This is a genomic window from Krasilnikovia sp. MM14-A1259, from assembly GCF_047159535.1.
Lineage (GTDB): Bacteria > Actinomycetota > Actinomycetes > Mycobacteriales > Micromonosporaceae > Actinoplanes.
In genome coordinates this window covers 316,436-342,530 of record NZ_BAAGAJ010000002.1, presented here as the reverse complement: position 1 = coordinate 342,530, position 26,095 = coordinate 316,436, and the positions used below count along the sequence as shown (strand labels likewise).

Below are 26,095 nucleotides of genomic sequence, written 5' to 3'. Positions count from 1 at the left end.
CGTCAGATCCCCAGCTCCTTGTCGATGAAGTCGAAGATGTCGTCGTCGTCCGCGGACTGGATCCGGTCGGCCACCGAACCCTCGTCGTCGGTGTCCTCCATCGCGCTCAACTGCGCCAGCAGCTTCTTGACGCGTGCGGTGACCTTGGCCCGGGCCGCGTCGTCCGCCAGAACCTTGTCCAGTGACGACTCGACGGTCTCCAGGCCCGAGAACGCTGCCAGTACGGTCGTCTCCTCGGTCTCGGCGCCACCGAGTTGCGCGCCGAGGTACGCGGCCAGTGTCTCCGGTGTGGGGTGGTCGAAGACCACCGTGGCCGGCAGGCGCAGGCCGGTGGCGCCGCCGAGGCGGTTGCGCAGTTCGACGGAGGTCAGCGAGTCGAACCCGAGTTCCCGGAACGATCGGCCGGCGGCCACCGCGTCCGGGCCCGACATCCCCAGCACCAGCGCCGCCTGGGTCTGCACGACGTCGCGCAGGGTGCCTTCCCGGTCGGCGGCGCCCATCGCGGCCAGCCGTGCGGCGAGGTCGTTTCCGCTGCTCTCGGTGACGCCCGCGGATCGGCGGGTCGGACGGCCGGTCTTGCGGATCAGGTCGGACAGCAACGGCGGCGGCGCTTCCATCGCGCCCAACGCCAGCCGCGCCGCCACCAGCAAGCCCTTGCCCGCATCGCCCGCGACGCCCCACAAGCCCAGGCCATCAGCCTCGCTCAATGCCGCCAGACCCAACCGGGACAACCGCTGCCGCTCACCAGCGGTCAGCGTCCCCGCCATGCCGCCGGCATCCACCTGCCACGGACCCCACGCCACCGAGGTCGCGGGCAGGCCCAGCCCGTTGCGATACGCCGCCAGCCCGTCCAAGAACGTGTTCGCCGCCGCATAGGAACCCTGACCAGGGTTTCCCCACAACCCGGCCACGGACGAGAACACCACGAACGAATCCAGGGCGAGATCACGGGTCAGCACGTGCAGGTTCCACGCACCGTCCACCTTCGGCCGCAACACCGCATCCACCCGCTGCGTCGTCAACGACCCGAGCACACCGTCATCCAGCACGCCCGCGGCATGCACCACACCGGAGAGCCGCACCCCGGACAGCACCCCGGCCAACTCATCCCGGTCTGCCACGTCACCGGCACAGACCCGAACCGTGGCGCCACCGGCAGCGAGCTCCGCCGCCAGCGCCGGCATCCCCGGCGCCGCCGGGCCGCGCCGGCTCAACAACACCAGCGAACCGGTGCCCTGCGCCACCAGATGCCGGGCGACCAAGCCACCCAACGCCCCCGACGCGCCGGTCACCAGTACCGCACCGTCCGAACCCGACCCGGATGGCAACGTCAGAACGACCTTGCCCACGTGCCGAGCCTGACTCAGATACCGGAACGCCTCCGACGCCCGCCGCACGTCCCAGCACGCCACCGGCAACGGCCGCAGCACACCGCGATCGAACAACCCCGACAACGCCGCGAACATCGACTCCAACAACTCCGGGGGGGACTCCAGCAAATCGAACGCCTGATACTGCAAGCCGTCGTGATCGCGGGCTACCTGCTCGGGGTCGCGGACGTCAGTCTTGCCCATCTCCACGAACCGGCCGCCGGGCCCGGCAGCAAGCCGCAGCGACGCGTCCACGAACTCCCCCGCGAGGGAGTCCAGGACCACGTCGACGGCAGGGAACCGGTCCTCGAACTCGAGGGTCCGCGACGATGCGATGCGGCTGTCGGGCACGCCCAGCGCGCGTACCACCGGCCACTTGCCGGGGCTGGCCGTCGCGTACACGTCGGCGCCGAGATGCTGGGCCAGCTGCACCGCCGCGATACCGACACCGCCGGCGGCCGCGTGAATCAGCACCGACTCACCACGCCGCACACCTGCCAATTCCACCAACGCGTACCACGCCGTCAGGAACACCACCGGTGCCGCCGCGGCCTGCGCCCACGACCACCCTTCCGGAACGGGCGCCAACAACCGCGCATCCGCGACAGCGCTCGACGTGAACGCCCCCGAGAACAGACCCATCACCCGGTCACCCGGGTTCAGGCCCGTCACCCCCGGACCGACCTCCACGACGACACCGGCACCCTCCAGGCCGAGAAGGCCCGCGTCACCCGGGTACATGCCGAGGACGTTCAGTACGTCGCGGAAGTTCACCCCCGCGGCCCGCAACGACACCCGGACCTCACCCGTACGCAGCGGCCGAGCCTCCACCGGCGACAACACCAGATTGTCCACCGTGCCACGACCGTGGAAGTCGAGTCGCCATCCCGGCGTGGCCGGAACCGGCAGCCCGGTGGTCACCCGCGACAGCCGCGGCACCAGCAGCTGCCCGAGCCGGACGGACACCTGGGACTCGGCCAGCGACATTGCCGCGGCCAGCGGTTCGGCGAACTCGTTGCCGGACGGCGCCCGGTCGAGGTCGACGAGCACGATCCGGCCCGGGTTCTCCGCCTGGGCCACCCGGCCCAGGCCCCAGATGCCGGTCGCGGCGACGTCGACGGCCGCGTCCCCGCTGTCCACCGCGTGCGCGGTGAGCAGCACCAGCCGCGTTTCGGTCAGGGTTTCCTCGGCCAGCCACGTCTGCAGCACGGCAAGGGTCTCGGCGATCGCGGCGCGTGCCACGTCGGCAACATCCGCGGTGCCGGCCGGGAAGCAGGGCAGGACGATGGTCTCCGGTGCCGGGTCACCGCCGGCCACGGCCGCGGTGAGGGCGGCGAGATCCGGATGGTGGACGGCGCCGGGCAGGCCGGCCGCGATCACCGGGTGGGCGCCGAGCACTGCCCAGCGGCGCAGGTCAGCACCGACCGCCTCGGCGGCCGGTGCGGGCACCCAGCCCAGCTCGTAGAGCGAGTCGTGCTCGGCGGCCGCGGCGTTCGGTGCGGCCGGCAGCGTACGCAACACCAGAGAGCCCACGGACGCGATCGGCCGACCGGTCTCGTCGGTCAGGGTCACCGACATGCCCTCGGCCCCGTCCGCCGGGGCGAGCCGTACCCGGGCGCGGGACGCGCCGGTGGAGTGCACGATCACGTCGTTCCAGGCGAACGGCAGCACCGGGCCGGACCCGTCGGTGGCCACGCCGGATCGGCTCAGCAGGTGCAGGGCGGCGTCCAGGAGCACGGGGTGCAGGTCCAGCCCGGAGACGTCCAGCCCGTCCGGGATCGTCACCTCGGCGAAGAGTTCGTCGCCGCGGCGCCATGCCGCCCGTACCCCTCGGAACGCCGGACCGTACGCCAGGCCGGACTCGGCCAGCTCCGGGTAGAAGCCACTGAGATCCTCGGGCGCCGCCCCGGCCGGCGGCCACGGCGCCGCGGCGGTCTCCGCGGCCCCGTCGACGTCGTCGCTGATCACGCCGGTCGCGTGGGCGGTCCAGTCGCCCCGTTCGCCGTCGCGGCGCGAGTAGATGACGATCGCGCGTCCGCCGTCGCGGTCGGGTTCGGCGATGGTGACCTGGATCCGGGTGGTCTCCGCTGCCGGCAACGCCAGCGGTTTCTGGATGACCAGCTCGCGCAACCGGGAACAGCCCACCTCGTCACCGGCCCGCATCGCCATCTCGATCAGCGCCGCGCCGGGGACCACGACCTGACCGGCGACCACGTGGTCGGCGAGCCACGGCTGGGCCGCTGTCGACAGGCGCCCGGTGAGGACGTACCCGGCACCCGCGGGCAGGTCCAGCGCGGCGGCCAGGAACGGGTGGCCGAGTTCGGTGGTGTCGGTGTGTACGTCGGTGTTGAGCCAGTACCGCTGGCGGTGGAAGGCGTAGGTCGGCAGGTCCACCCGGCGACCCCCGGCGAACAGCCGCGCCCAGTCGATCTCCGCGCCCCGCACGTGCAGATTCGCCACCGCGGTCAGCAACGTGACCGCCTCATCCCGCCCCCGCCGCAACGCAGGAAGCCAAACCTCATCCGCACCGGCGGACACCGATCCCGCAGCGGTCAACGCCGCGTCCGGGCCGACCTCCACAAACGTACGCACACCCGCCGCCCGCATCCCGGCCACCGCGTCACCGAACCGGACAGCCTCGCGAACCTGACGCACCCAGTACCCGGGATCGGTCCACTCATCGGTGACCGCGTGGCCGGTCACGGTCGAGATCCCGGCAATCGTCGGCGTCCCGTACGACACCGACGCGGTCACCCGCGCGAACTCGGCCAGCATCGGCTCCATCAACGCCGAGTGGAACGCATGCGACACCCGCAACCGCCGAGTCCGCACCCCCTGCGCCGCGAACCGCTCGGCCACCTCGTCGATGGCCGGCTCCACACCGGAAACCACCACCGCCCGCGGCCCGTTCACCGCGGCAACGTCGACACCGGAAAGGTCACCGATCACGACGCTGACTTCAGCCTCAGTGGCCTCGACCGCAAGCATCGCCCCACCGGCCGGGAGTCCCTGCATCAACCGGCCCCGGGCGGCCACGACCGCGCAGGCGTCAGACAACGACCACACCCCGGCAACATGCGCCGCCGCCAACTCACCCACCGAATGACCGGCCACCACCGCAGGCGCGACACCCCACGACTCCAACAACCGGAACAGGGCCACCTCCACCGCGAACAACCCAGACTGCGCCCACACCGTCTGATCCAGGTCACCAGCCTCACCAGCGATCACGTCGGTCAACGATCCGTCCAGATGCTCCGCCAAGCCCGCGCACACCGCGTCGAACGCGTCCGCGAACACGGGGAAGGTCTGGTAAAGCGCCCGGCCCATGCCGACGCGCTGCGCCCCCTGGCCGGTGAAGACGAAACCGACCTTGCCCAATGACCCCGCAACACCGGACGCCACCGGCTCGCCACCCAGCAGCACGGTTCGATGCGGCAACTGCGCCCGCGTCATCGCCAACGACCAACCCACATCCACCGGGTCCAACTCCGGCCGCGCCGCGACGAACTCGTTCAACCGCTCGACCTGCGCCGCAATCCGCTCGGCACTACGAGCGGAGACAACCCACGGCACCACCGACATCGGCGCCCGATCCCGCTGTTCCCGCTCCTCTTCCGAATCGGGGGCCTGTTCCACGATCACATGCGCGTTCGTCCCCGAAAAACCAAACGACGACACCCCAGCCCGCCGCGGCCGACCCACCACCGGCCACAACCGCGCCTCCCGCACCAACTCCACCCCACCGGCACCCCACTGCACATGCGACGACAAACCATCCACATGCAACGACGCCGGCACCACCCCACGCCGCATCGCCTCCACCACCTTGATCACACCAGCCACACCCGCAGCCGCCTGCGTATGACCAATATTCGACTTCACCGACCCCAACAACACCGGCCCACCAACACGACCCCGCCCATACGTCGCCAACAACGCCTCCGCCTCAATCGGATCACCCAACCGAGTCCCCGTCCCATGCCCCTCCACCACATCCACATCAGAAACCGACAACCCACCAGAAACCAACGCCGCCCGAATCACCCGCTGCTGCGCCGGCCCATTCGGCGCCGTCAAACCATTCGACGCACCATCCTGATTAACCGCCGACCCCCGCAACACCGCCAACACCCGACGCCCATGACGCCGCGCATCCGACAACCGCTCCAACACCACCACACCAACACCCTCACCCCAACCCGTACCATCCGCCCCCTCCGCAAACGCCTTACACCGCCCATCAACCGCCAACCCACCCTGCCGCGAAAACTCCACAAACGTCCCCGGCGTCGCCATCACCGTCACACCACCAGCCAACGCCAAATCACACTCACCCGACCGCAACGCCTGCCCCGCCAAATGCAACGCCACCAACGACGACGAACACGCCGTATCCACCGTCACCGCCGGCCCCTCCAAACCCAGCGCATACGACACCCGACCCGACGCCACCCCCGCCGACGAACCCGTACTCACATAACCCTCAACCTCAACCGGAACACGACCACCCACCCCATAATCGTGATAAATCAAACCCGCAAAAACACCCGTCAAACTCCCCCGCAACACCAAAGGATCAATACCCGCATCCTCCAACGCCTCCCACGACGACTCCAACAACAACCGCTGCTGCGGATCCATCCCCAACGCCTCACGCGGAGAAATCCCAAAAAACTCCGCATCAAAATCACCAGCGTCATACAGGAAGGCACCTTGCGCCGAGTAGCTCTTGCCGGCGGCGTCCGGGTCGGCGTCGTACACCTCCTGCCACACCGACCCGCGGTCCTGCGGGAATGCCGCGACGGTGTCCTTGCCGGACATCACGAGGTCCCAGAAGTCGGCTCGTGACCGCACCCCGCCGGGGAACCGGCAGCCGATGCCCACGATCGCCAGCCGGTCGTCGTCGGTGGCGATCGCGACCGGCGCGGGCGTCACGGGCGCGGCCTCCACTGCGGATCCGGCCAGTTCCGTTCGCAGATGGCCGGCCATCGACGACGGCGTCGGGTAGTCGAACACGACCGTCGCCGACAACCGCAGCCCCGTGGCGCCGTTGAGCCGGTTGCGCAGCTCCAGCGAGGTCAGCGAGTCGATGCCCAGGTTCTTGAACGAGTCCCGGTCGCTGACCGAATCCGCGCCGGGCAGGCCGAGCACGTTGGCGGCCTGCACCTGCACCAGTTCCAGCAGCGCCGCTTCCTGCGCGGCCACGGTCATCGCCGCGAGCCGGTCGGCCAGCGTGCCGGCGCCGACCGCCCCGGGGACCGCCTTGCGTCGGCCGGCCCTGCGGATCACCTCGGAGAGCAGGGGCGGTGGTGCCGGCAGCGATCCGGGGGCGAGCCGGGCAGCCACCGACAACCCCCTTCCGGTACGACCGGAAGCGTCCAGCAGGGCCAGCCCGTCCGTCTCGATCAGCGGCGCAAGTCCCTGCCGTGCCAGCCGCTGCCGCTCGGCGTCGGTGAGCGTGCCGGCCATGCCACCGGCGTCGACCTGCCACGGCCCCCACGCCAGCGAGGTCGCGGGCAGGCCCAGCCCGTTGCGGTACGCCGCCAGCCCGTCCAGGAACGTGTTCGCCGCCGCGTAGTTGCCCTGACCGGGGTTACCCCACAGGCCGGCAACCGAGGAGAACAGGACGAGGGAATCCAGGTCCCGGTCCCGGGTCAGCTCGTGCAGATTCCAGGCGCCGTCGACCTTCGGCCGCATCACCGCGTCCAGGCGTTCCGGCGTCAACGACGCCAGCACACCGTCGCCCAGCACCCCGGCGGCGTGCACCACACCGCTCAACTCGATCCCGGCCAGCACACCGGCCAGCTCGTCGCGATCCGCGACGTCACCCGCGTACACCTGAATCGCCGCACCCGCGGCCGCAAGCTCGGCGACCAGCGCGACCATCCCGCCGGCCGCCGGACCCTGCCGGCTCAGCAACACCAGCGACCGGGTTCCCCGCGTCGCCAGGTCGCGGGCGACCAGGCTGCCCAACGCGCCCGAGGCGCCGGTCACCAGCACCGCGCCGCCGGTGCCGGGGTGAGGGACGGTGAGCACGACCTTGCCGACGTGGCGTGCCTGGCTCAGGTGCCGGAATGCTTCCGGGGCGCGCCGCACGTCCCAGCACGCCACCGGCAACGGCGTCAACACACGCTGATCGAACAGCTCCGTCAGCGCCGCGAACATCTTCGCTATCAGGTCGGGATCGGTGCCGAACAGGTCGAACGCCTGGTAGACCAGTCCGTCATGATCCCGGGCGACCTGTTGCGGGTCACGGATGTCGGTCTTGCCCATCTCCACGAACCGGCCGCCCGGCCCGGCCGCGAGCCGCAGTGACGCGTCCACGAACTCCCCTGCGAGGGAGTCCAGGACCACGTCCACACCGGCCCCGCCGGTCACCGTACGGAATGCGGCCTCGAAGTCCAGCGTCCGCGACGAGGCCACCCGCGTCTCCGGTAGACCCAGGCCGAGCAGCGTCGGCCACTTCCCCGGGCTTGCCGTGCCGAACACCTCGGCTCCGAGGTGACGAGCGAGCCGGACAGCCGCGATACCCACACCACCGGCCGCAGCGTGAATCAGGATCGACTCCCCCCGTCGCAGACCGGCCAGCTCGACCAGCGCGTACCAGGCGGTCAGATACACCACCGGCGCCGCGGCGGCCTCCGCCCATGACCAGCCCACGGGAACAGGAGCCAGCAGCCGCGCGTCGGCAACCGCCGTCCTGGTGAACGCGCCGGAGAACAGACCCATCACCCGGTCACCGGGCTGCAGGCCGGTCACTGCGGGGCCCACCTCGACCACGATGCCGGCGCCCTCCAGACCGAGCAGCCCCGCATCGCCCGGGTACATGCCCAGCACGTTCAGCACGTCCCGGAAGTTCACCCCCGCCGCTCGCAGCGACACCCGGACCTCGCCCACGCCGAGCGGCCGATGCTCGACCGGCGCCAGCACGAGGTTGTCCAACGTCCCGCGTCCGGTGAAATCGAGCCGCCATCCCGGCGCGTCCGGAACCGACAGTGCGGCGCTCGCCGCAACGAGTCGTGGTACCCGGATCTCACCGCTGCGGACGGCGAACTCCGGTTCCCCGGACCGCACCCCGGCGGCCAGGAGCGCGGGCAGACCTGCTGAGTCGGCAAGGTTCTCGACGTCGGCGAGCACGATCCGGTCCGGGTTCTCCGCCATGGCCACCCGCACCAGGCCCGGCGCGGCAGAGGTCACCGGGTTCGGCACCACGCCCGGGCCGGCGTCGACCGCCCGCTCGGTCACGACCAGCAGCCGCGTACCGGCAAGTGCCTCCGTGCTCAACCACGCTTGGAGCGATGTCAGCGTGGTCGCGGCCAGATCCCGGGCAGCCGCCGCGGTCTGCCGGGCGTCGCCGGGCGGGCACGGCAGCACGAGAACTTCCGGTGCCGTAGCACCTGCCGTCACGGCCGCGACCAGCTCGGACATGTCGGCGTACCGGCGAAGGCCGGGGAACTGCCCGCCGAGCACGCACCACCGCTCGACGTCGGCCGCCGCCCTGCTCTGTTCCTCGTCACCGGCGCGAGCCGGCCGCCAGGCGATCTCGAAGAGCGCCTCCTGGGCAACCGTGGCGGCGGCGCCGAGCCCGGTGGCCGGCAGCGTGCGCAGGACGAGTGTGCCGACCGAGACGATCGGCTCCCCGGCGTCGTCGGCGAGCGTGACCGACATGCCCGCGCCCGTCTCCGCAGGCGCCAGCCGGACCCGGGCCGCGACCGCGCCCGTGGCGTGCACGACGACGTCGTTCCAGGCGAACGGAACCCGGGGTCCGTCTCCGCCGGACTCCTCAAGCCCGAGCAGGTGCAGCGCCGCGTCGAGCAACGCCGGGTGCACCGCGAAGCCGGACACGTCCACCTCGCGGTCGAGGCTGACCTCGGCGAAGATCTCGCCGCCGCGCCGCCAGGCCCGGGACACCGCCCGGAACACCGGCCCGTAGGTGAGCCCGGTCCGCGTGAGCGCCGGATACAGGTCGTCCACGTCCTCTTCGACGGCACCGGCCGGCGGCCATTGCGCCATGCCGGAAATCGGCGGGCCGCTCTCGGGGGCCAAGGTCAGGACACCGGTGGCATGGCAGGTCCACACCTGCGGCGTCGACGTCTCCTCGGCCTGCGAGTGGATCGCGACGGTACGGTCCCCCGCGTCGTCGGCCGCGCCGACGGTGACCTGGATCCGTGTCCCGCCGCGGGCGGGCAGCACCAGGGGCGCCTCGACGACCAGCTCAGCGACGCGGCTGTGGCCGATCTCGTCGCCGGCTCGTCCGGCCATCTCGACCAGCGCCGTTCCCGGCACGATCACCTGCCCGGCGACCACGTGGTCGGCCAGCCACGGCTGCGTCGCTGTCGACAGCCGTCCGGTCAGCATCAGACCGCCGCTGGCGGCCATGGTCACGCTCGCGCCGAGCAGCGGATGCGCTGCACCGCTCTGGCCGAGTTCGGCGATGCCGCTGTCTCCGGCGACCGCGTTGAGCCAGTACCGCTGGCGGTGGAAGGCGTAGGTCGGCAGGTCCACCCGGCGACCCCCGGCGAACAGCCGCGCCCAGTCGATCTCCGCGCCCCGCACGTGCAGATTCGCCACCGCGGTCAGCAACGTGACCGCCTCATCCCGCCCCCGCCGCAACGCAGGAAGCCAAACCTCATCCGCACCGGCGGACACCGATCCCGCAGCGGTCAACGCCGCGTCCGGGCCGACCTCCACAAACGTACGCACACCCGCCGCCCGCATCCCGGCCACCGCGTCACCGAACCGGACAGCCTCGCGAACCTGACGCACCCAGTACCCGGGATCGGTCCACTCATCGGTGACCGCGTGGCCGGTCACGGTCGAGATCCCGGCAATCGTCGGCGTCCCGTACGACACCGACGCGGTCACCCGCGCGAACTCGGCCAGCATCGGCTCCATCAACGCCGAGTGGAACGCATGCGACACCCGCAACCGCCGAGTCCGCACCCCCTGCGCCGCGAACCGCTCGGCCACCTCGTCGATGGCCGGCTCCACACCGGAAACCACCACCGCCCGCGGCCCGTTCACCGCGGCAACGTCGACACCGGAAAGGTCACCGATCACGACGCTGACTTCAGCCTCAGTGGCCTCGACCGCAAGCATCGCCCCACCGGCCGGGAGTCCCTGCATCAACCGGCCCCGGGCGGCCACGACCGCGCAGGCGTCAGACAACGACCACACCCCGGCAACATGCGCCGCCGCCAACTCACCCACCGAATGACCGGCCACCACCGCAGGCGCGACACCCCACGACTCCAACAACCGGAACAGGGCCACCTCCACCGCGAACAACCCAGACTGCGCCCACACCGTCTGATCCAGGTCACCAGCCTCACCAGCGATCACGTCGGTCAACGATCCGTCCAGATGCTCCGCCAAGCCCGCGCACACCGCGTCGAACGCGTCCGCGAACACGGGGAAGGTCTGGTAAAGCGCCCGGCCCATGCCGACGCGCTGCGCCCCCTGGCCGGTGAAGACGAAACCGACCTTGCCCAATGACCCCGCAACACCGGACGCCACCGGCTCGCCACCCAGCAGCACGGTTCGATGCGGCAACTGCGCCCGCGTCATCGCCAACGACCAACCCACATCCACCGGGTCCAACTCCGGCCGCGCCGCGACGAACTCGTTCAACCGCTCGACCTGCGCCGCAATCCGCTCGGCACTACGAGCGGAGACAACCCACGGCACCACCGACATCGGCGCCCGATCCCGCTGTTCCCGCTCCTCTTCCGAATCGGGGGCCTGTTCCACGATCACATGCGCGTTCGTCCCCGAAAAACCAAACGACGACACCCCAGCCCGCCGCGGCCGACCCACCACCGGCCACAACCGCGCCTCCCGCACCAACTCCACCCCACCGGCACCCCACTGCACATGCGACGACAAACCATCCACATGCAACGACGCCGGCACCACCCCACGCCGCATCGCCTCCACCACCTTGATCACACCAGCCACACCCGCAGCCGCCTGCGTATGACCAATATTCGACTTCACCGACCCCAACAACACCGGCCCACCAACACGACCCCGCCCATACGTCGCCAACAACGCCTCCGCCTCAATCGGATCACCCAACCGAGTCCCCGTCCCATGCCCCTCCACCACATCCACATCAGAAACCGACAACCCACCAGAAACCAACGCCGCCCGAATCACCCGCTGCTGCGCCGGCCCATTCGGCGCCGTCAAACCATTCGACGCACCATCCTGATTAACCGCCGACCCCCGCAACACCGCCAACACCCGACGCCCATGACGCCGCGCATCCGACAACCGCTCCAACACCACCACACCAACACCCTCACCCCAACCCGTACCATCCGCCCCCTCCGCAAACGCCTTACACCGCCCATCAACCGCCAACCCACCCTGCCGCGAAAACTCCACAAACGTCCCCGGCGTCGCCATCACCGTCACACCACCAGCCAACGCCAAATCACACTCACCCGACCGCAACGCCTGCCCCGCCAAATGCAACGCCACCAACGACGACGAACACGCCGTATCCACCGTCACCGCCGGCCCCTCCAAACCCAGCGCATACGACACCCGACCCGACGCCACCCCCGCCGACGAACCCGTACTCACATAACCCTCAACCTCAACCGGAACACGACCACCCACCCCATAATCGTGATAAATCAAACCCGCAAAAACACCCGTCAAACTCCCCCGCAACACCAAAGGATCAATACCCGCATCCTCCAACGCCTCCCACGACGACTCCAACAACAACCGCTGCTGCGGATCCATCCCCAACGCCTCACGCGGAGAAATCCCAAAAAACTCCGCATCAAAATCACCAGCGTCATACAGGAACGAGCCTTCCCGGCAGTGGCTCTTGCCGGGCGCGGCGGGGTCGGCGTCATAGACGTCCGTCCACAGTGGTCCGCGGTCGTGCGGGAACGGTCCGGTGGTGTCGATTCCCTCGGAGACGACCCGCCAGAGGTCGCCGGGTGATCCGATGCCGCCCGCGAACCGGCAGGCCATGCCCACGATCACGAGGGGGTCGTCGTCCGCCGGGCCGGTCGGTTGGGCCGGCGCGGCCGAGTCGGTGCCCTCCGGCAGCAGGCCGGACCGCACGCAACCGGCGAGCAGGTGCGGGGTCGGGTAGTCGAAGACGACGCCGGCCGGAAGGCGCAGGCCGGTGGCGGAGATCAGCCGGTTGCGCAGCTCGACGCCGGTCAGCGAGTCGATGCCGAGTTCCTTGAACGTACGGGTGCTCTCCACCGCCTCGGGACCGGACATTCCGAGGACCAGCGCGACCTGACCGCGGACCAGTTCGAGGACGGCTTCCTCGCGGTCCGCCGCCGGCAGGGCGGCGAGCCGGCCGGCGAACCCGCCGTCCGCGGCGGGCTGGGCCGGTCCGACCGTGCGGCGGGTCGGGGTGTGCGCGGTGATCAGGCCCTTCAACAGGGCGGGCGGGGTCTCCCCGAGGCGGCGCGGGTTCAGGTCCAGGCGGGCGCCGACCAGCAGCGCGTGGCCGAGACCGGCCGCGGCGTCCAGGACGCCGATGCCGTCGGCGGCGGCCAAGGGCGCAAAGCCCTGCCGGGCCCAGCGCTGCCAGTCGGCGTCGGCGAGGCCGGCGGCCATGCCGCCGGCGGACGGGTCGTCGAGCCGCCAGGGACCCCAGGCCACCGAGGTGGCCGGCAGTCCGGCGTGGCGGCGGTACGCGGCCAGCGCGTCCAGGAACGTGTTCGCGGCGGCGTACCCGCCCTGGCCCGGGTTGCCCCACAGCCCGGAGACGGACGAGAAGAGCTGGAAGCTGTCCAAGTCCAGGTGTTCGGTGAGGCGGTGCAGATGCCAGGCCCCGTCCACCTTCGGCGCTAGTACGGTCGCCAGCCGTTCCGCGGTCAGGGTGTGCAGGGCGCCGTCGGCCAGCGCACCTGCGGCGTGGATCACCCGGCGCACCGGGGAGGTGGCGGGCACGGCGGCGATCACGGCCGCGAGCTGGTCGTGGTCGGCGACGTCCGCGGCGACCAGCCGGGCGCCGATGCCCTGAACGGCCAGCGCGGCGGCGAGTTCCCCGGCGCCGGGTGCGGCCGGGCCGCGCCGCGAGAGCAGGAGCAGGTCGTCGGTCTGGCCGGTGGTTGCCAGGTGCCGGGCGACGAGGTCGCCGAGTGCGCCCGGCGCGCCGGTGACCAGGGTGGTTCCGCCGCGGTGCGCCGGCGCCGGGACGGTGAGGACGACCTTGCCGACGTTGCGGGCGTGGCTCAGGTAGCGCAAGGCGGCCGGCGCCTGCCGCACGTCCCAGCAGGTCACCGGCAACGGGCGGAGCACGCCGCGGGCGAACAGATCACCCAGGTCGGCCAGCATCGCGGCGATCAGATCCGGGTCCAGTTCGAGCAGGTCGAACGCCGCGTACGCCAGGCCCCGGTGGTCGGCCGCGACCTGGGCGGCGTCCCGGATGTCGGTCTTGCCGATCTCGACGAACCGCCCGCCGGCCGCCAGCCGCAGCGACGCGTCGACGAACTCGCCGGCCAGCGAATCCAGCACGACGTCGACACCGGTGCCGGTCGCGGCCCGGAACTTCGCCTCGAAGTCGAGGGTGCGTGAGGACGCCAGGTGTGCGTCGTCCAGGCCCCACTCGCGCAGCTGGGCCCACTTGGCGGGACTGGCCGTACCGTAGATGTGCGCGCCGAGGTGGTGTGCCACCTGGACGGCCGCGGTGCCCACGCCGCCCGCGGCGGCGTGGATCAGCACGGATTCGCCGGCGCCCAGCCGGGCCACATTCACGAGCGCATGCCAGGCGGTCAGGTAGACGACCGGGGCGGCGGCCGCCTCGGCCAGTGTCCACCCGGCGGGCACGGGCGCCACCAGCCGGGCGTCGGTCACGGCGACCGGTCCGAAGGCGCCGGAGAACAGGCCCATCACCCGGTCACCGGGGCGCAGGCCGCGGACGCCGTCGCCCACGTCCAGTACGACGCCCGCGCCCTCCAGGCCGAGGCGGCCGGCGTCGCCGGGGTACATGTCCAGTACGTTGAGCACGTCCCGGAAGTTCACGCCGGCTGCTCGCACGCCCACACGTACCTCGCCGGCGGCCAGCGGCCGGTCCGCGGCATCGGTCGCGGCCAGGCGGACACCGTCCAGCGTGCCCCGTTCGTGGATGTCGAGCCGCCAGGCCCCGGCCTCGGGCGGCACCGGCAGCGCGGAAGCCGGCCGGGCGAGCCGCGGCGTCAAGAGCCGTCCGGCACGGACCGCGACCTGCGGTTCGCCGCAGGCCATCACGGCGGGCAGCAGCCCGGCGGCGGCGGGATCGCCGTCGAGATCGGCCAGGACGAGGACGCCCGGATACTCCGACTGGGCGGTACGGACCAGCCCCCACACCCCGGCGCCGGTGACGTTCACGCCGCCGGCGTCGCAGTCGACGGCCCGCTCGGTCACCACGAGCAGCCGGGCGCTGTTCAGCGCCTCCGCCCGTACGAAATGTTGCAGCGCGCCCAGGATGCCCTCGGTGACCGACCGCGTGGTCTCCGGCACCGCGCCGGGTCCCGGGTGGACGGCGAGGACGACGACGTTCGGCACGGGGGCGCCGTTGTCGACCGCGGTCAGCAGCGCGGGGACGTCGGCGTACTCGGGCAGCCCGGCCAGGCCGGCTGGGTTCTGGCCCACGACGGCCCAGTGCTCGGTCGTCGTCTCGGTGGCGGCCGCGACCGGAATCCAGTCCAGACCGAAGACGACGTCGCCGCCGGTGGTGGTGGTGCCGCCGGCCGGAAGCGCCCGCAGGATCAGCGATCCGACGGTCGCGATCAGGCCGCCGCTGCGGTCGGCCAGGGTCACCGAGATTCCGTCGCCCCCGGACGCCGGCGCGACCCGGACCCGGGCGGTGGAGGCGCCGCTCGCGTGGATGACGACGTCGCCGAACGCGAACGGCAGCAGCGGACGCGACCGGCCCTGCTCGTCGCGGCCGCCACCGGCGACGAGGTGCAGCGCGGCGTCGAGCAGCACCGGGTGCAGGCAGAATCCGGACGTGTCGGTGCCCTCGCCGATCGCGACGTCGGCGAAGAACTCGTCGCCGCGGCGCCACGCCTGCTGCACGCCCTGGAACGCCGGGCCGTAGGTCAGGCCGTGGCGGGCCAGCGTGGGATAGAAGTCCGTCAAGTCCTGCTCGGTGGCGCCGGCCGGCGGCCAGGTGAGCAGCGCGGCGGCGGTGTCGACGTCGTCGGTGCCGGTGTCGGCGGCCACCACGCCGGAGACGTGCCGGGTCCACGCGCCGCCGTCGTTCTCGGCGCGGGAGTGGATCGCCACGTCCCGGGTGCCTTCCGCACCGGTCTCGCCGACGGTCACCCGGATCTGCCGGGCGCCGGAGGGTGGCAGCACCAGCGGCTGCTCGATGATCATTTCAGTCAGCCGGGGGGTGGCGGCCTCGTCGCCGGCCCGGACCGCCATGTCGACCAGAGCCGCTCCGGGGACGATGACCCGTCCGTCGACGACGTGGTCGGCCAGCCACGACTGGTCGCGCAGCGACAGCCGTCCGGTCAGGACCAGGCCGTCACCTGCGGCCAGCTCGACGGTCGCGCCGAGCAGCGGGTGCTCGGGGGCGCTCAGTCCCAGGTCACGGGCCTGGCCGAGGCCGCGCGGTCGCAGCCAGTACCGCTGCCGCTGGAAGGCGTAGGTCGGCAGGTCCACCCGGCGGCCCCCGGCGAACAGCCGCGCCCAGTCGATCTCCGCACCCCGCACGTACAGATTCGCCACCGCGGTCAGCAACGTGACCGCCTCGTCGCGGTCGCGGCGCAACAGCGGCGCCCACAACTCCTCCGCACCGGCGCTCGCCGCCCCGGTCGCGGTCAGGGCGGCGTCCGGGCCGACCTCCACGAACGTACGCACACCCGCCGCCCGCATCCCGGCCACCGCGTCACCGAACCGGACAGCCTCGCGAACCTGACGCACCCAATAGCCGGGATCGGTCCACTCGTCGGTCACCGGCCGCCCGGTCACCGTCGAGATCCCGGCGATCCGCGGCGTCCCGTACGACACCGACGCGGTCACCCGCGCGAACTCGGCCAGCATCGGCTCCATCAACGCCGAGTGGAACGCATGCGACACCGTCAGCCGCCGGGTCTTGGTCCCCTGCGCCACGAACCGCTCGGCCACCGCCTCAACAGCCGACTCCACACCGGAAACCACCACCGCCCGCGGCCCGTTGACCGCGGCGATGTCAACACCCGGCCGGTCACCGATCACCGCACGAACCTCGGCCTCGGAAGCCGCGACCGCGACCATCGCCCCACCGGCGGGCAGTGCCTGCATCAACCGGCCCCGCGCCGCCACCACCGCACACGCATCCGCCAGCGACCACACCCCGGCAACATGCGCCGCCGCCAACTCACCCACCGAATGACCGGCCAACGCGGCCGGAGCAACACCCCACGACTCCAACAACCGGAACAGGGCCACCTCGACCGCGAACAGACCAGACTGCGCCCACACCGTCTGATCCAGGTCACCAGCCTCACCAGCGATCACCTGGGTCAACGACCCGTCCAGATGCTCCGCAACACCCGCGCACACCGCATCGAACGCATCCGCGAAGACCGGGAACGCTTCATGCAGGTCCCGGCCCATGCCGACCCGCTGCGCCCCCTGGCCCGTGAAAACAAAACCGACCTTGCCCAACGACCCCGCAACACCCGACGCCACCGGCTCGCCACCCAGCAACACCGCCCGATGCGGCAACTGCGCCCGCGTCATCGCCAACGACCAACCGACATCCACCGGATCCAGGTCGGGGTGGGCCGCCGCGAAGTCGCGCAACCGCTGCAGCTGGGCGTGCGTCCCGTCGGCGCTGCGGGCCGAGACCGGCCACGGCGCCACGGGCAGCCGGGGCGCCGGTTCCGGCGTCGGCTCCGCCACTGCGGGGGCCTGCTCCAGAATCACGTGCGCATTGGTGCCGCTGATCCCGAACGCGGACACGCCGCCGCGGCGGGGCCGCCCGTTGTCCGGCCACTGTTGCGGTTCGTTCAGCAGCCGTACGGTGCCGGGCGACCAGTCCACGTGCGGCGACGGCTGCGCGGCGTGCAGCGTACGGGGAAGGTTGTCGTGCCGCAGTGCCAGCACCATCTTGATGACCCCGGCGATGCCGGCGGCCCACTGGGTGTGCCCGATGTTGGACTTCAACGTGCCCAGCAACAGCGGCCGCTGCGCGTCGCGGTCCCGCCCGTACGTCGCCAGCAGCGCCTGCGCCTCGATCGGGTCGCCGAGCGACGTTCCGGTGCCGTGCGCCTCCACGGCGTCCACGTCGCCGGTGGCCAGCCCGGCGTTGGCCAGTGCGGCCCGGATCACCCGCTGCTGCGAGCGCCCGTTCGGGGCCGTCAGGCCGTTGGATGCGCCGTCCTGGTTGACCGCGCTGCCGCGGACCACGGCGAGTACGCGGTGCCCGAGCCGGCGCGCGTCGGAGAGCCGTTCGAGCACGACCACGCCGGCGCCCTCGGCCATCCCCATGCCGTCGGCGTCGGCGGAGAACGCCTTGCAGCGCCCGTCCGACGCGAGTCCCTGCTGCCGGGTGAACCAGGTCAGCCACGACGGGGTGGCGTGCACGGTGACGCCCCCGGCCAGGGCCAGGGTGCACTCCCCCGCCCGCAGTGCCTGAACGGCGAGGTGCAACGCCACCAGCGAGGACGAGCACGCGGTGTCGACCGTGACCGCCGGGCCTTCCAGGCCGAGCGTGTACGCCACGCGGCCGGAGATCACGCTGGTCGCGCTGCCGGTCTGCAGGTGGCCCTCCAGCTCCGGGTGGAAGCCGGTCCCGTATCCCGACGCGGCCGCGCCGACGAAGACGCCGGTCTGCGAGCCGTGCAGCGGTTGCGGGTCGATGCCGGCGCGTTCCAGCGCCTCCCACGACGTTTCGAGCAGCAGCCGCTGCTGCGGGTCCATCGCCAGGGCCTCGCGCGGGCTGATCCCGAAGAACGCGGGGTCGAAGTCCGCCGCGCCGGTCAGGTATCCCCCGCGGCGCGCCGCGCCGGTACGCAACTCGTCCACGTCCCAGCCGCGGTCGGCCGGGAGGTCACCGATCGCGTCGCCGCCCGCGGCGAGCAGCTCCCACAGCGCTTCCGGGTCGGAAACGTCACCGGGCAGCCGGCAGCTCATGCCGACGATCACGATCGGGTCCGCGGCCACCGCGCCGTGGGTCACGTCCGGCGCCGCGCCGTCGTCGGCGGCCCCCGACAGCTGCGCGCGGATGAACTCGGCCAGCAGGGCCGGCGTCGGATGGTCGAAGATCAGGCTGGTCGGCATGGCCAGCCCGGTCGCGGTGTTCAGGCGGCTGCGCAGCTCCACCCCGGCGACGGAGTCGAGGCCGATGTCCTTGAAGGTACGGCCGGGTTCCACCTCGCCGGACGCGGTGTGGCCGAGCACGGCGGCGGCGTGGTCCTGCACCAGTTCCACGATCTCGGCGGCGGTCAGCGCGACGCCCGACTCCGCGGGCGCCTGCGCGGGCGCGGGCGCCGTGACGGGCGCCGCGTCGAGCCAGAAGCGCCGGTGGGCGAACGCGTAGGTGGGCAGGTCGATCTGCCGGGCAGGGGCCAGCATCGGCGACCAGTTCACCGGGACGCCGCGGACGTGCAGCGCGGCCAGGGCGGTCAGCATCCGGTGGCGCCCGCCGTCGTCGCGGCGCAGCGTGCCGGTCACCACGGGCTCGGCGCCCGGCGCGGCGTGTTCCACCGTGGCGGTGATCGGCCCGGTCAGCACCGGATGCGGGGACACCTCGACGAACACCCGGTATCCGGCCCGGTCGAGCGTTTCCACGGCCGGAGCGAACCGGACCGGTTCGCGCAGGTTACGGAACCAGTAACCGGCGTCGGCGGTGGTGCCGTCCAGGAACTCGCCGGTGACCGACGACAGCATCGGCACCGTGCCCGCCGAGGGCCGCAGTCCCGCCAGGACCGTCGACATCTCGTCGCGGACCGCGTCCATCTGCGGGCTGTGCGAGGCGTAGTCGATCGGCAGGACCCTGGTACGGACGCCGTCGCGTTCGCAGTCCTCCACGATCGCCTGCAACGTGGCAGGCTCGCCGGACACGACGACCGCCTGCGGGCCGTTGAGGACCGCGAGCACGCCGCCGAGGCGGTCCAGCCGGGCCTGCGCGGCCTGGGCGGACTCGGCGAGCGACAGCAGGCCGCCGCGGCCGGCCACGCCCCGGATCACCTGGCTGCGCAGTGCGACGACCTTCGCCGCGTCGGCCAGCGACAGGATCCCGGCGACGCATGCCGCGGCGATCTCGCCCTGGGAGTGCCCGACGACGGCGTCCGGGGTCACCCCGGCCGCCTGCCACACCGCGGCCAGCGAGACCATCACGGCCCACAGCGCGGGCTGCACGACGTCGTCGCGGTCGAGGTCCGGGGCATCGTTTCGGCCGGCCAGGACGTCGGCGAGGTTCCAATCGACGTACGGCGCGAGCGCGTGGGCGCATTCGGCCAGCCGGGCCGCGAAGACCGGCGAAGATGCGGCCAGTTCGCGGCCCATGCCGAGCCACTGCGAGCCCTGGCCCGGGAAGACGAACACGACCGGCAGGCCGTCGGCGCGATCGGCCGTACCGGTGACCACCGAGGCCGCGGGCCGGCCGACCGTGACGTGCCGCAGGCCGGCGAGCAGATCGTCGGCGCCGGTTCCGACGACGACGGCCCGATGCTGGTGGCCGTGCCGCCGCGCGGCGAGGGACCAGGCGACGTCCGCCGGGTCCCGGTCGGCGGCGAACTCGGCCAGCCGATTCGCCTGCGCGCGCAGACCGTCCCCGGTCCGCCCGGACACCAGCCAGACCGTCGGCCCGTCGACCGGAGAAGGCCCGGCCGGCCCGGCGGGCTCGGTCCGTGCCGGGGAAGGCTCGGCGGGCTCGGGCGCCTGCTCCAGGATGACGTGGGCGTTGGTGCCGCTCAGGCCGAAGGAGGACACTCCGGCGCGGCGCGGGCGGCCGGTCTGCGGCCACGGCCGGGCCTGGTCGAGCACGGCGAGCCCGGACGACGCCCAGTCGATGTGCGGGTTGGGCTCGTCGAAGTGCAGCGATCGCGGCAGGATGCCGTGGCGCAACGCCATCACGGCCTTGATCACGCCGCCGACACCGGCGGCGGCCTGCGTGTGCCCGATGTTGGACTTGAGCGATCCGATCGCCAGCGGCGCGCTTCCGGGCGCGCGATGCGCACCGTACGCGGCGGCGAGCGCGCCGGCCTCGGTGCGGTCACCCAGCGCCGTCCCGGTGCCGTGGGCCTCGACCGCGTCCACGTCCGCGGCGGTCAGCCCGGCACTGGCCAGCGCCTGGCGGATCACGGCCTGCTGGGCGTCACCGTTCGGGGCGGTGAGGCTTGCGCTGGCACCGTCGGAGTTGATGGCGGAACCACGCAGCACGGCGAGGATGCGGTGGCCGTGGCGGATCGCGTCCGGCAGTCGTTCGAGGACGAGCATGCCGACGCCCTCCGACCAGACGGTGCCGTCGGCCGTTGCCGAGAACACCTTGGCGCGGGCGTCCGGGGCCAGCGCGCGCAGGCGGCTGAACGCCAGGAAGTTGCCGGGCGACGACATCACCGACACGCCGCCGGCGATCGCCATGGTGCATTCGCCGTGGCGCAGAGCCTGCGCGGCGAGGTGCAGGGCCACCAGTGAGCTGGAGACCGAGGTGTCCACGGTGACGGTCGGGCCGTGCAGCCCCAGCGCGTAGGAGATGCGACCGGACATCAGGCTGGTGGTGGTGCCGGTCAGCCGGTACGCCTCGCTGCCGTCGTGCGTGTCGGTCAGGCGGGGTCCGTACTCGCGCGGCTCGGCGCCGACGAACACCCCGGTACGGGTGCCGCGCAGGTCCTGCGGTTCCAGGCCGGCCCGTTCCAGCGCCTCCCACGACGCCTCGAGCAGCAGGCGCTGCTGCGGGTCCATGTGGGTGGCCTCGCGCGGGCCGATCCCGAAGAACCCCGCGTCGAAGCCTGCGACGTCGTCGAGGAAGCCGCCCCGGTCGACGTAGCTGGTCCCCGGCCGGCTCGGGTCGGCGTCGTGGAGGGCGGCGAGGTCCCAGCCGCGGTCCGACGGGAAGGACGAGATGACGTCCCGTTCGTCGATCACGAGCTGCCACAGGTCCTCCGGCGACTGGACACCGCCGGGGTACCGGCAGCTCATGCCGACGATGGCCAGCGACTGCTCGTCGAGTTCGCTGAACTCCGGCGTCTCGGCTGTCTCCTCGGCCATGACCCCGCCTCTCCTCGGTCGTACACGTCTTTCGCGGCCCCCGGACCGGGGCCGATACCACTCGGTGCCGGAGCCCGCTATGCCAGAACGCAGGCGACGGCGGCGAGGTCGGCCGGGAGCTGGCTGATCGAGATCACCTGGAGCCCGGCGGCCGCGGTCTCCCGGCGGATGTCGGCCTCGGTGCGCTCGCCGGTGCCCTGCTCGCCGATCACCATCTTGATCAGCGGCCGGAGCGCGGCGCCCTGGTCGTACTCACGCACCGGGTCCATGACGACGAGCAGCGGCGGCACGGCGTCTGCGGGCCGGTCCCGCATGGCCGTGCTGATGCTGCGCAGGATCTGGACGGCGGTTTCCGTGTTCCAGTCGTGCAGCACGTTCTTCAGCAGGTAGATGTCGCCGCCGCTCGGGCATTCCTGGAAGATGTCCGCGGCCTGGAACGACAGTCGCCCGAGCAGGTCCTCGTCGCCTGATTCCCGCAGGGCCTGCTCGGCCCGCCGGCAGGTGTCCGCGCGGTCGACGCAGATCCCGGTGAGCTGCGGGTGGACGGCGAGGATTCCCTTGAGCAGTTCGCCGTTGCCGCCGCCGACGTCGACGATGGTCCGCACGTTCTCCAGCGGCAGGTGCTCGGCCAGGACGGCGGCGACGGGACGTGCGACCTCCTGCATCGCCCGGTCGAAGATCCGGGCGGTCTCGGCGTCCTGCTCCAGATATTCGTAGAGGCCCATGCCGTAGCGGGCGTTCAGGGCCGGCTTGCCGGTCTGCACCGCCTCCAGCAAGGAGCCGCAGCCCTGGGCGTAGAGACCGGTGAGCAGCATGCACATGTGCCGCAACGACTGCGGGTGGTCCGTTCTGAGCTGTTCGGAGCCCTCCGAGTTGCGGTACCGGCCGTCCTCGTCGCGGGCGAAGACGCCCACCATGAGCAGGGCAGACAGGACGGCCTCCAGGCTGTCGCGCGAGACGCCCAGGGTCACGGCGAGTTCGGCGTCCGTACGCGGCTGGGTGGCCAGCTCGTCGGCGATGCCGAGACGGGCCGCGACACCGACCGCGGCGGATATCCAGGAGCCCATCGACAGTTCAATGACCGACACTTGGCATTCCTTTCTCGCAGGGATGGCAGAAGGCCGACCCGCCCGGCGGACCGGTACGAGTCAGCGTTGAGCAGAGCCCCGAAACGACGGCACGCGTGATCGCACGACGCACGAAAAGCCGCCTGGCGGCCGCGGCACGTCAGGGGCAGGGCACATGGTAGGCGGAACGGGGATCGCCGGATCGCGTTGTTCAACCGCGTTCCGGGCGCTCCGGCCGGCGATTCAGCGCGGTTTGGGCAGGGCGTTGCGCAGGATCGGGCGGCGGGTGATGACGGCCGCGGCGATGACCGGGATCATGCAGACGGTTTGGACGGCCAGGTACCAGCGCGGGCAGACGCCGGGGATCAGGTCGACGCCGATGATGGCGATCGGCATGATCAGGGTGACCGTGCGCACCCGGTCGAACGACTTGTACGAGCCGCGGGCGGCGTTGACGCTCATCCGGTACAGCAGGATCGCGATGAGGGGCAGCAGGACACCGCGGACCCACATGAACGTGTTGATGACGTGGCCCGTGGCGGCCATCGCGGCGATGCCGGCCAGGGCGAGGGCACTCAGCACGGCGTACGCCTTGAAGCAGCTCTTGAGTCCGTTGAACGCCGCCTGTACCCGCGGGCTGCCGGTCCGGGCCCCCGAGGGCTTGGTCTTGGTCTTGGTCTGTCGCGCCATGCCACGAAGCTACGGAGCAGGTGTCGGAGGTGGAATCGGGATGAACGTGCAGTTGGACGCGGTGGTCCTGCGTCCCGGCGGCCTTCCCCGCTCGGTTGCTGGGGGAACCCGATCCTGCCCGATCCGGCGGTCGTGAGCCCGATCGTGCAACTGCACACCGGACCCGCCGGGAAGTGGGGCTGGCCCCACCCGACCCTCGGTCCAGACGGATATCGACCGCCCCGGGCGCTCCGTAGTGTCCTCGGCATGGAGAACACGCTGACCCCCCAGACCGCCGCCGCCACGACCCCGGCCGCTGCGCGCGCCTTCGGCAAGCTCGTCACGAGCTTCAAGGTCTACACCGTGCTGAGCGCCCTCGCCCTGACCGGCGTCGCCGCCATGGCGGTCACCGGCCACACCGTCAACACGTTCATGTGGGTCCGCGGTGTCCTGCTGCCCCTCATCGCGATCCTGCTGTACCGGATGAGCCTCAACGCCGCCCGCGGCTCGCAGAAGTCGTTCGACCGGGTGCGCACCCTGACCCTGATCATGCCGATCGCCATCATCGTGGTCGACCTGATCCCGGGCGTCTGCCCCCTGTGGTACGCCGCCATCCAGACCGTCTGCATGATCCCGGTCATCGCCGCCGCTGTCATCACCCGCGGCCCGGCGTTCCGCAAGTGACGCGGACCCGGCCCGCGGCGGGATAGGGGTTACGCAGGGGTCGCGCAGATCGGACGCGCGTGATCCGGTAGTGGGTGTCTCGGTCGACTCCTCGAGAGGACGCAATCATGACGCGGACTGCCGAGTCGGGCCTGCCTCTCGCCCCGGTGTACGGCCCGGAGTCGCTCGCCGGATGGCAGCCCGGCGAGCAGCTCGGCGACCCGGGCGGCTACCCGTTCACCCGGGGCGTGTACGGCACCATGTACACCGGCAAGCCGTGGACCATGCGGCAGTACGCCGGGTTCGGTGACGCCGCGGAGTCCAACGCCCGTTATCACCAGCTCATCCGGAACGGGACGAACGGCCTGTCCGTGGCGTTCGACCTGCCGACCCAGATGGGCTATGACTCGGACGCCGAGCTGGCCGCCGGTGAGGTCGGCAAGGTCGGGGTGGCCATCGACTCCATCGAGGACATGCGGGTGCTGTTCGACGGCATCCCGCTCGACCGGGTCTCTACCTCGATGACGATCAACGCGCCGGCCGCGGTGCTGCTCCTGCTGTACCAACTGGTCGCCGAGGAGCAGGGCACCACGGCCGGGAAGCTGACCGGGACGATCCAGAACGACGTGCTCAAGGAGTACATCGCCCGGGGGACGTACATCTTCCCGCCGAAGCCGTCGCTGCGGCTGGTCGCGGACATCTTCCAGTACTGCCGCGCCGAGATCCCGCGATGGAACACCATCTCGATCTCCGGCTACCACATGGCCGAGGCCGGTGCCTCGCCCGCACAGGAGATCGCGTTCACGCTGGCGAACGGCGCCGAGTACGTCCGCACCGCGGTCGCCGCCGGGATGGACGTCGACGACTTCGCACCCCGTCTGTCGTTCTTCTTCGTGGCGCGCACGACGCTGCTGGAGGAGATCGCGAAGTTCCGCGCCGCCCGTCGGATCTGGGCCCGGATGATGCGCGACGAGTTCGGCGCCACGAACCCGAAGTCGATGATGCTGCGGTTCCACACCCAGACCGCCGGGGTGCAGCTGACCGCGCAGCAGCCGGAGGTGAACCTGGTCCGGGTTACCGCGCAGGCGCTCGGCGCGGTGCTCGGCGGCACCCAGTCGTTGCACACCAACTCGTTCGACGAGGCGATCGCGCTGCCGACGGAGAAGTCGGCGCGGCTGGCGTTGCGGACCCAGCAGGTGCTGGCGTACGAGACGGATGTGACGGCCACGGTCGACCCGTTCGCCGGGTCGTACTTCATGGAGTCGCTGACCGACGAGCTGGACACCGCGATCACCGGGTTGATGCGGGACGTCGCGAACGCCGGTGGCGCGGTCCACGCGATCGAGCGGGGACTGCAGAAGAGTGAGATCGAGCAGAACGCGTACCGGATGGCGTTGCAGACCGACGCGGGCGAGCGTGTGGTGGTCGGCGTCAACCGCTTCCAGCTCGACGAGGAGGAGGCGTACGCGCCGCTGCGGGTGGATCCCTCGATCGAGGTGATGCAGCGCAAACGCCTGGCCGCGCTGCGGGCCGAGCGCAGCGGCACGGCGGTGGCCGCGGCGCTGGACGGGCTGCGCAGGGCCGCCGCGGGTACCGACAATGTCCTCTACCCGATGCGGGAAGCCCTGAAGGCGCGGGCCACGGTCGGCGAGGTGTGCGACGCGTTGCGCGCGGTGTGGGGCACCCACACCCCGGCGGACGCTTTCTGAGAGGAGACGTGGTCATGCCGGCACCGGTACGCGTCGTGGTGGCCAAGCCCGGCCTGGACGGTCATGATCGGGGCGCCAAGGTGGTGGCCCGCGCCCTGCGGGACGCGGGCATGGAAGTGGTCTACACCGGACTTCACCAGACGCCGCAGCAGATCGTCGACACCGCGATCCAGGAGGACGCGGACGCGATCGGGTTGTCCGTCCTGTCCGGTGCGCACAACACGCTGTTCGCGGAGGTGCTGCGGCGGCTGCGGGCGGCGGACGCGGCGGACATCGTGGTGTTCGGCGGCGGGATCATCCCGGACGACGACGCGGCGGAGCTGCGCAAGCTCGGGGTGGCGGCGCTGTTCGGGCCGGGTACCTCGCTCAGCGACATCACGGGCTGGGCGCGCACGGCGTTCGAGCGGGACGACGAGGCCACCGCACCGTAGGGCGCCCCAGCGACCGC

The 26,095-nt window shown here is 71.8% G+C and carries 6 protein-coding genes; 3 read left to right on the top strand and 3 right to left on the bottom strand.

All coding sequences use genetic code 11. The features are described 5' to 3' along the window. Nucleotides 1–2: 2 nt before the first annotated feature. From ACMCNK_RS01840 to ACMCNK_RS01830, 3 genes are all read right to left on the bottom strand, one after another. Entirely contained in the window at nucleotides 3–21,539 is a 21,537-nt protein-coding gene (locus tag ACMCNK_RS01840; RefSeq protein WP_412734618.1) for an SDR family NAD(P)-dependent oxidoreductase, read from the bottom strand. A 77-nt stretch (nucleotides 21,540–21,616) separates the two neighbouring features. After that, the gene (locus ACMCNK_RS01835; RefSeq protein ID WP_412734617.1) at nucleotides 21,617–22,627 is read right to left on the bottom strand and encodes a methyltransferase; all 1,011 of its coding nucleotides are present in this window, start codon (nucleotides 22,625–22,627) and stop codon (nucleotides 21,617–21,619) included. 222 nt (nucleotides 22,628–22,849) lie between these two features. Then, complete coding sequence (locus ACMCNK_RS01830) at nucleotides 22,850–23,296, bottom strand: hypothetical protein (protein WP_412734616.1); 447 nt, start codon at nucleotides 23,294–23,296, stop codon at nucleotides 22,850–22,852. A gap of 246 nt (nucleotides 23,297–23,542) precedes the next feature. Between ACMCNK_RS01830 and ACMCNK_RS01825 the strand changes: the two genes are divergently transcribed. The 3 genes from ACMCNK_RS01825 (at nucleotide 23,543) to ACMCNK_RS01815 (ending at nucleotide 26,078) form a co-directional block, all read left to right on the top strand. Next, a complete protein-coding gene (locus ACMCNK_RS01825; protein ID WP_412734615.1) occupies nucleotides 23,543–23,959 on the top strand; it encodes a hypothetical protein in 417 nt (138 codons plus the stop codon). A 107-nt stretch (nucleotides 23,960–24,066) separates the two neighbouring features. Beyond that, nucleotides 24,067–25,647 carry a methylmalonyl-CoA mutase gene (locus ACMCNK_RS01820; RefSeq protein ID WP_412734614.1) on the top strand — a complete coding sequence of 527 codons (1,581 nt, stop codon included), beginning with the start codon at nucleotides 24,067–24,069 and terminating at the stop codon, nucleotides 25,645–25,647. A gap of 14 nt (nucleotides 25,648–25,661) precedes the next feature. Then, on the top strand, nucleotides 25,662–26,078 hold the full coding sequence (locus tag ACMCNK_RS01815; protein ID WP_412734613.1) for a cobalamin B12-binding domain-containing protein: 417 nt from the start codon (nucleotides 25,662–25,664) through the stop codon (nucleotides 26,076–26,078). Nucleotides 26,079–26,095 lie beyond the last annotated feature (17 nt).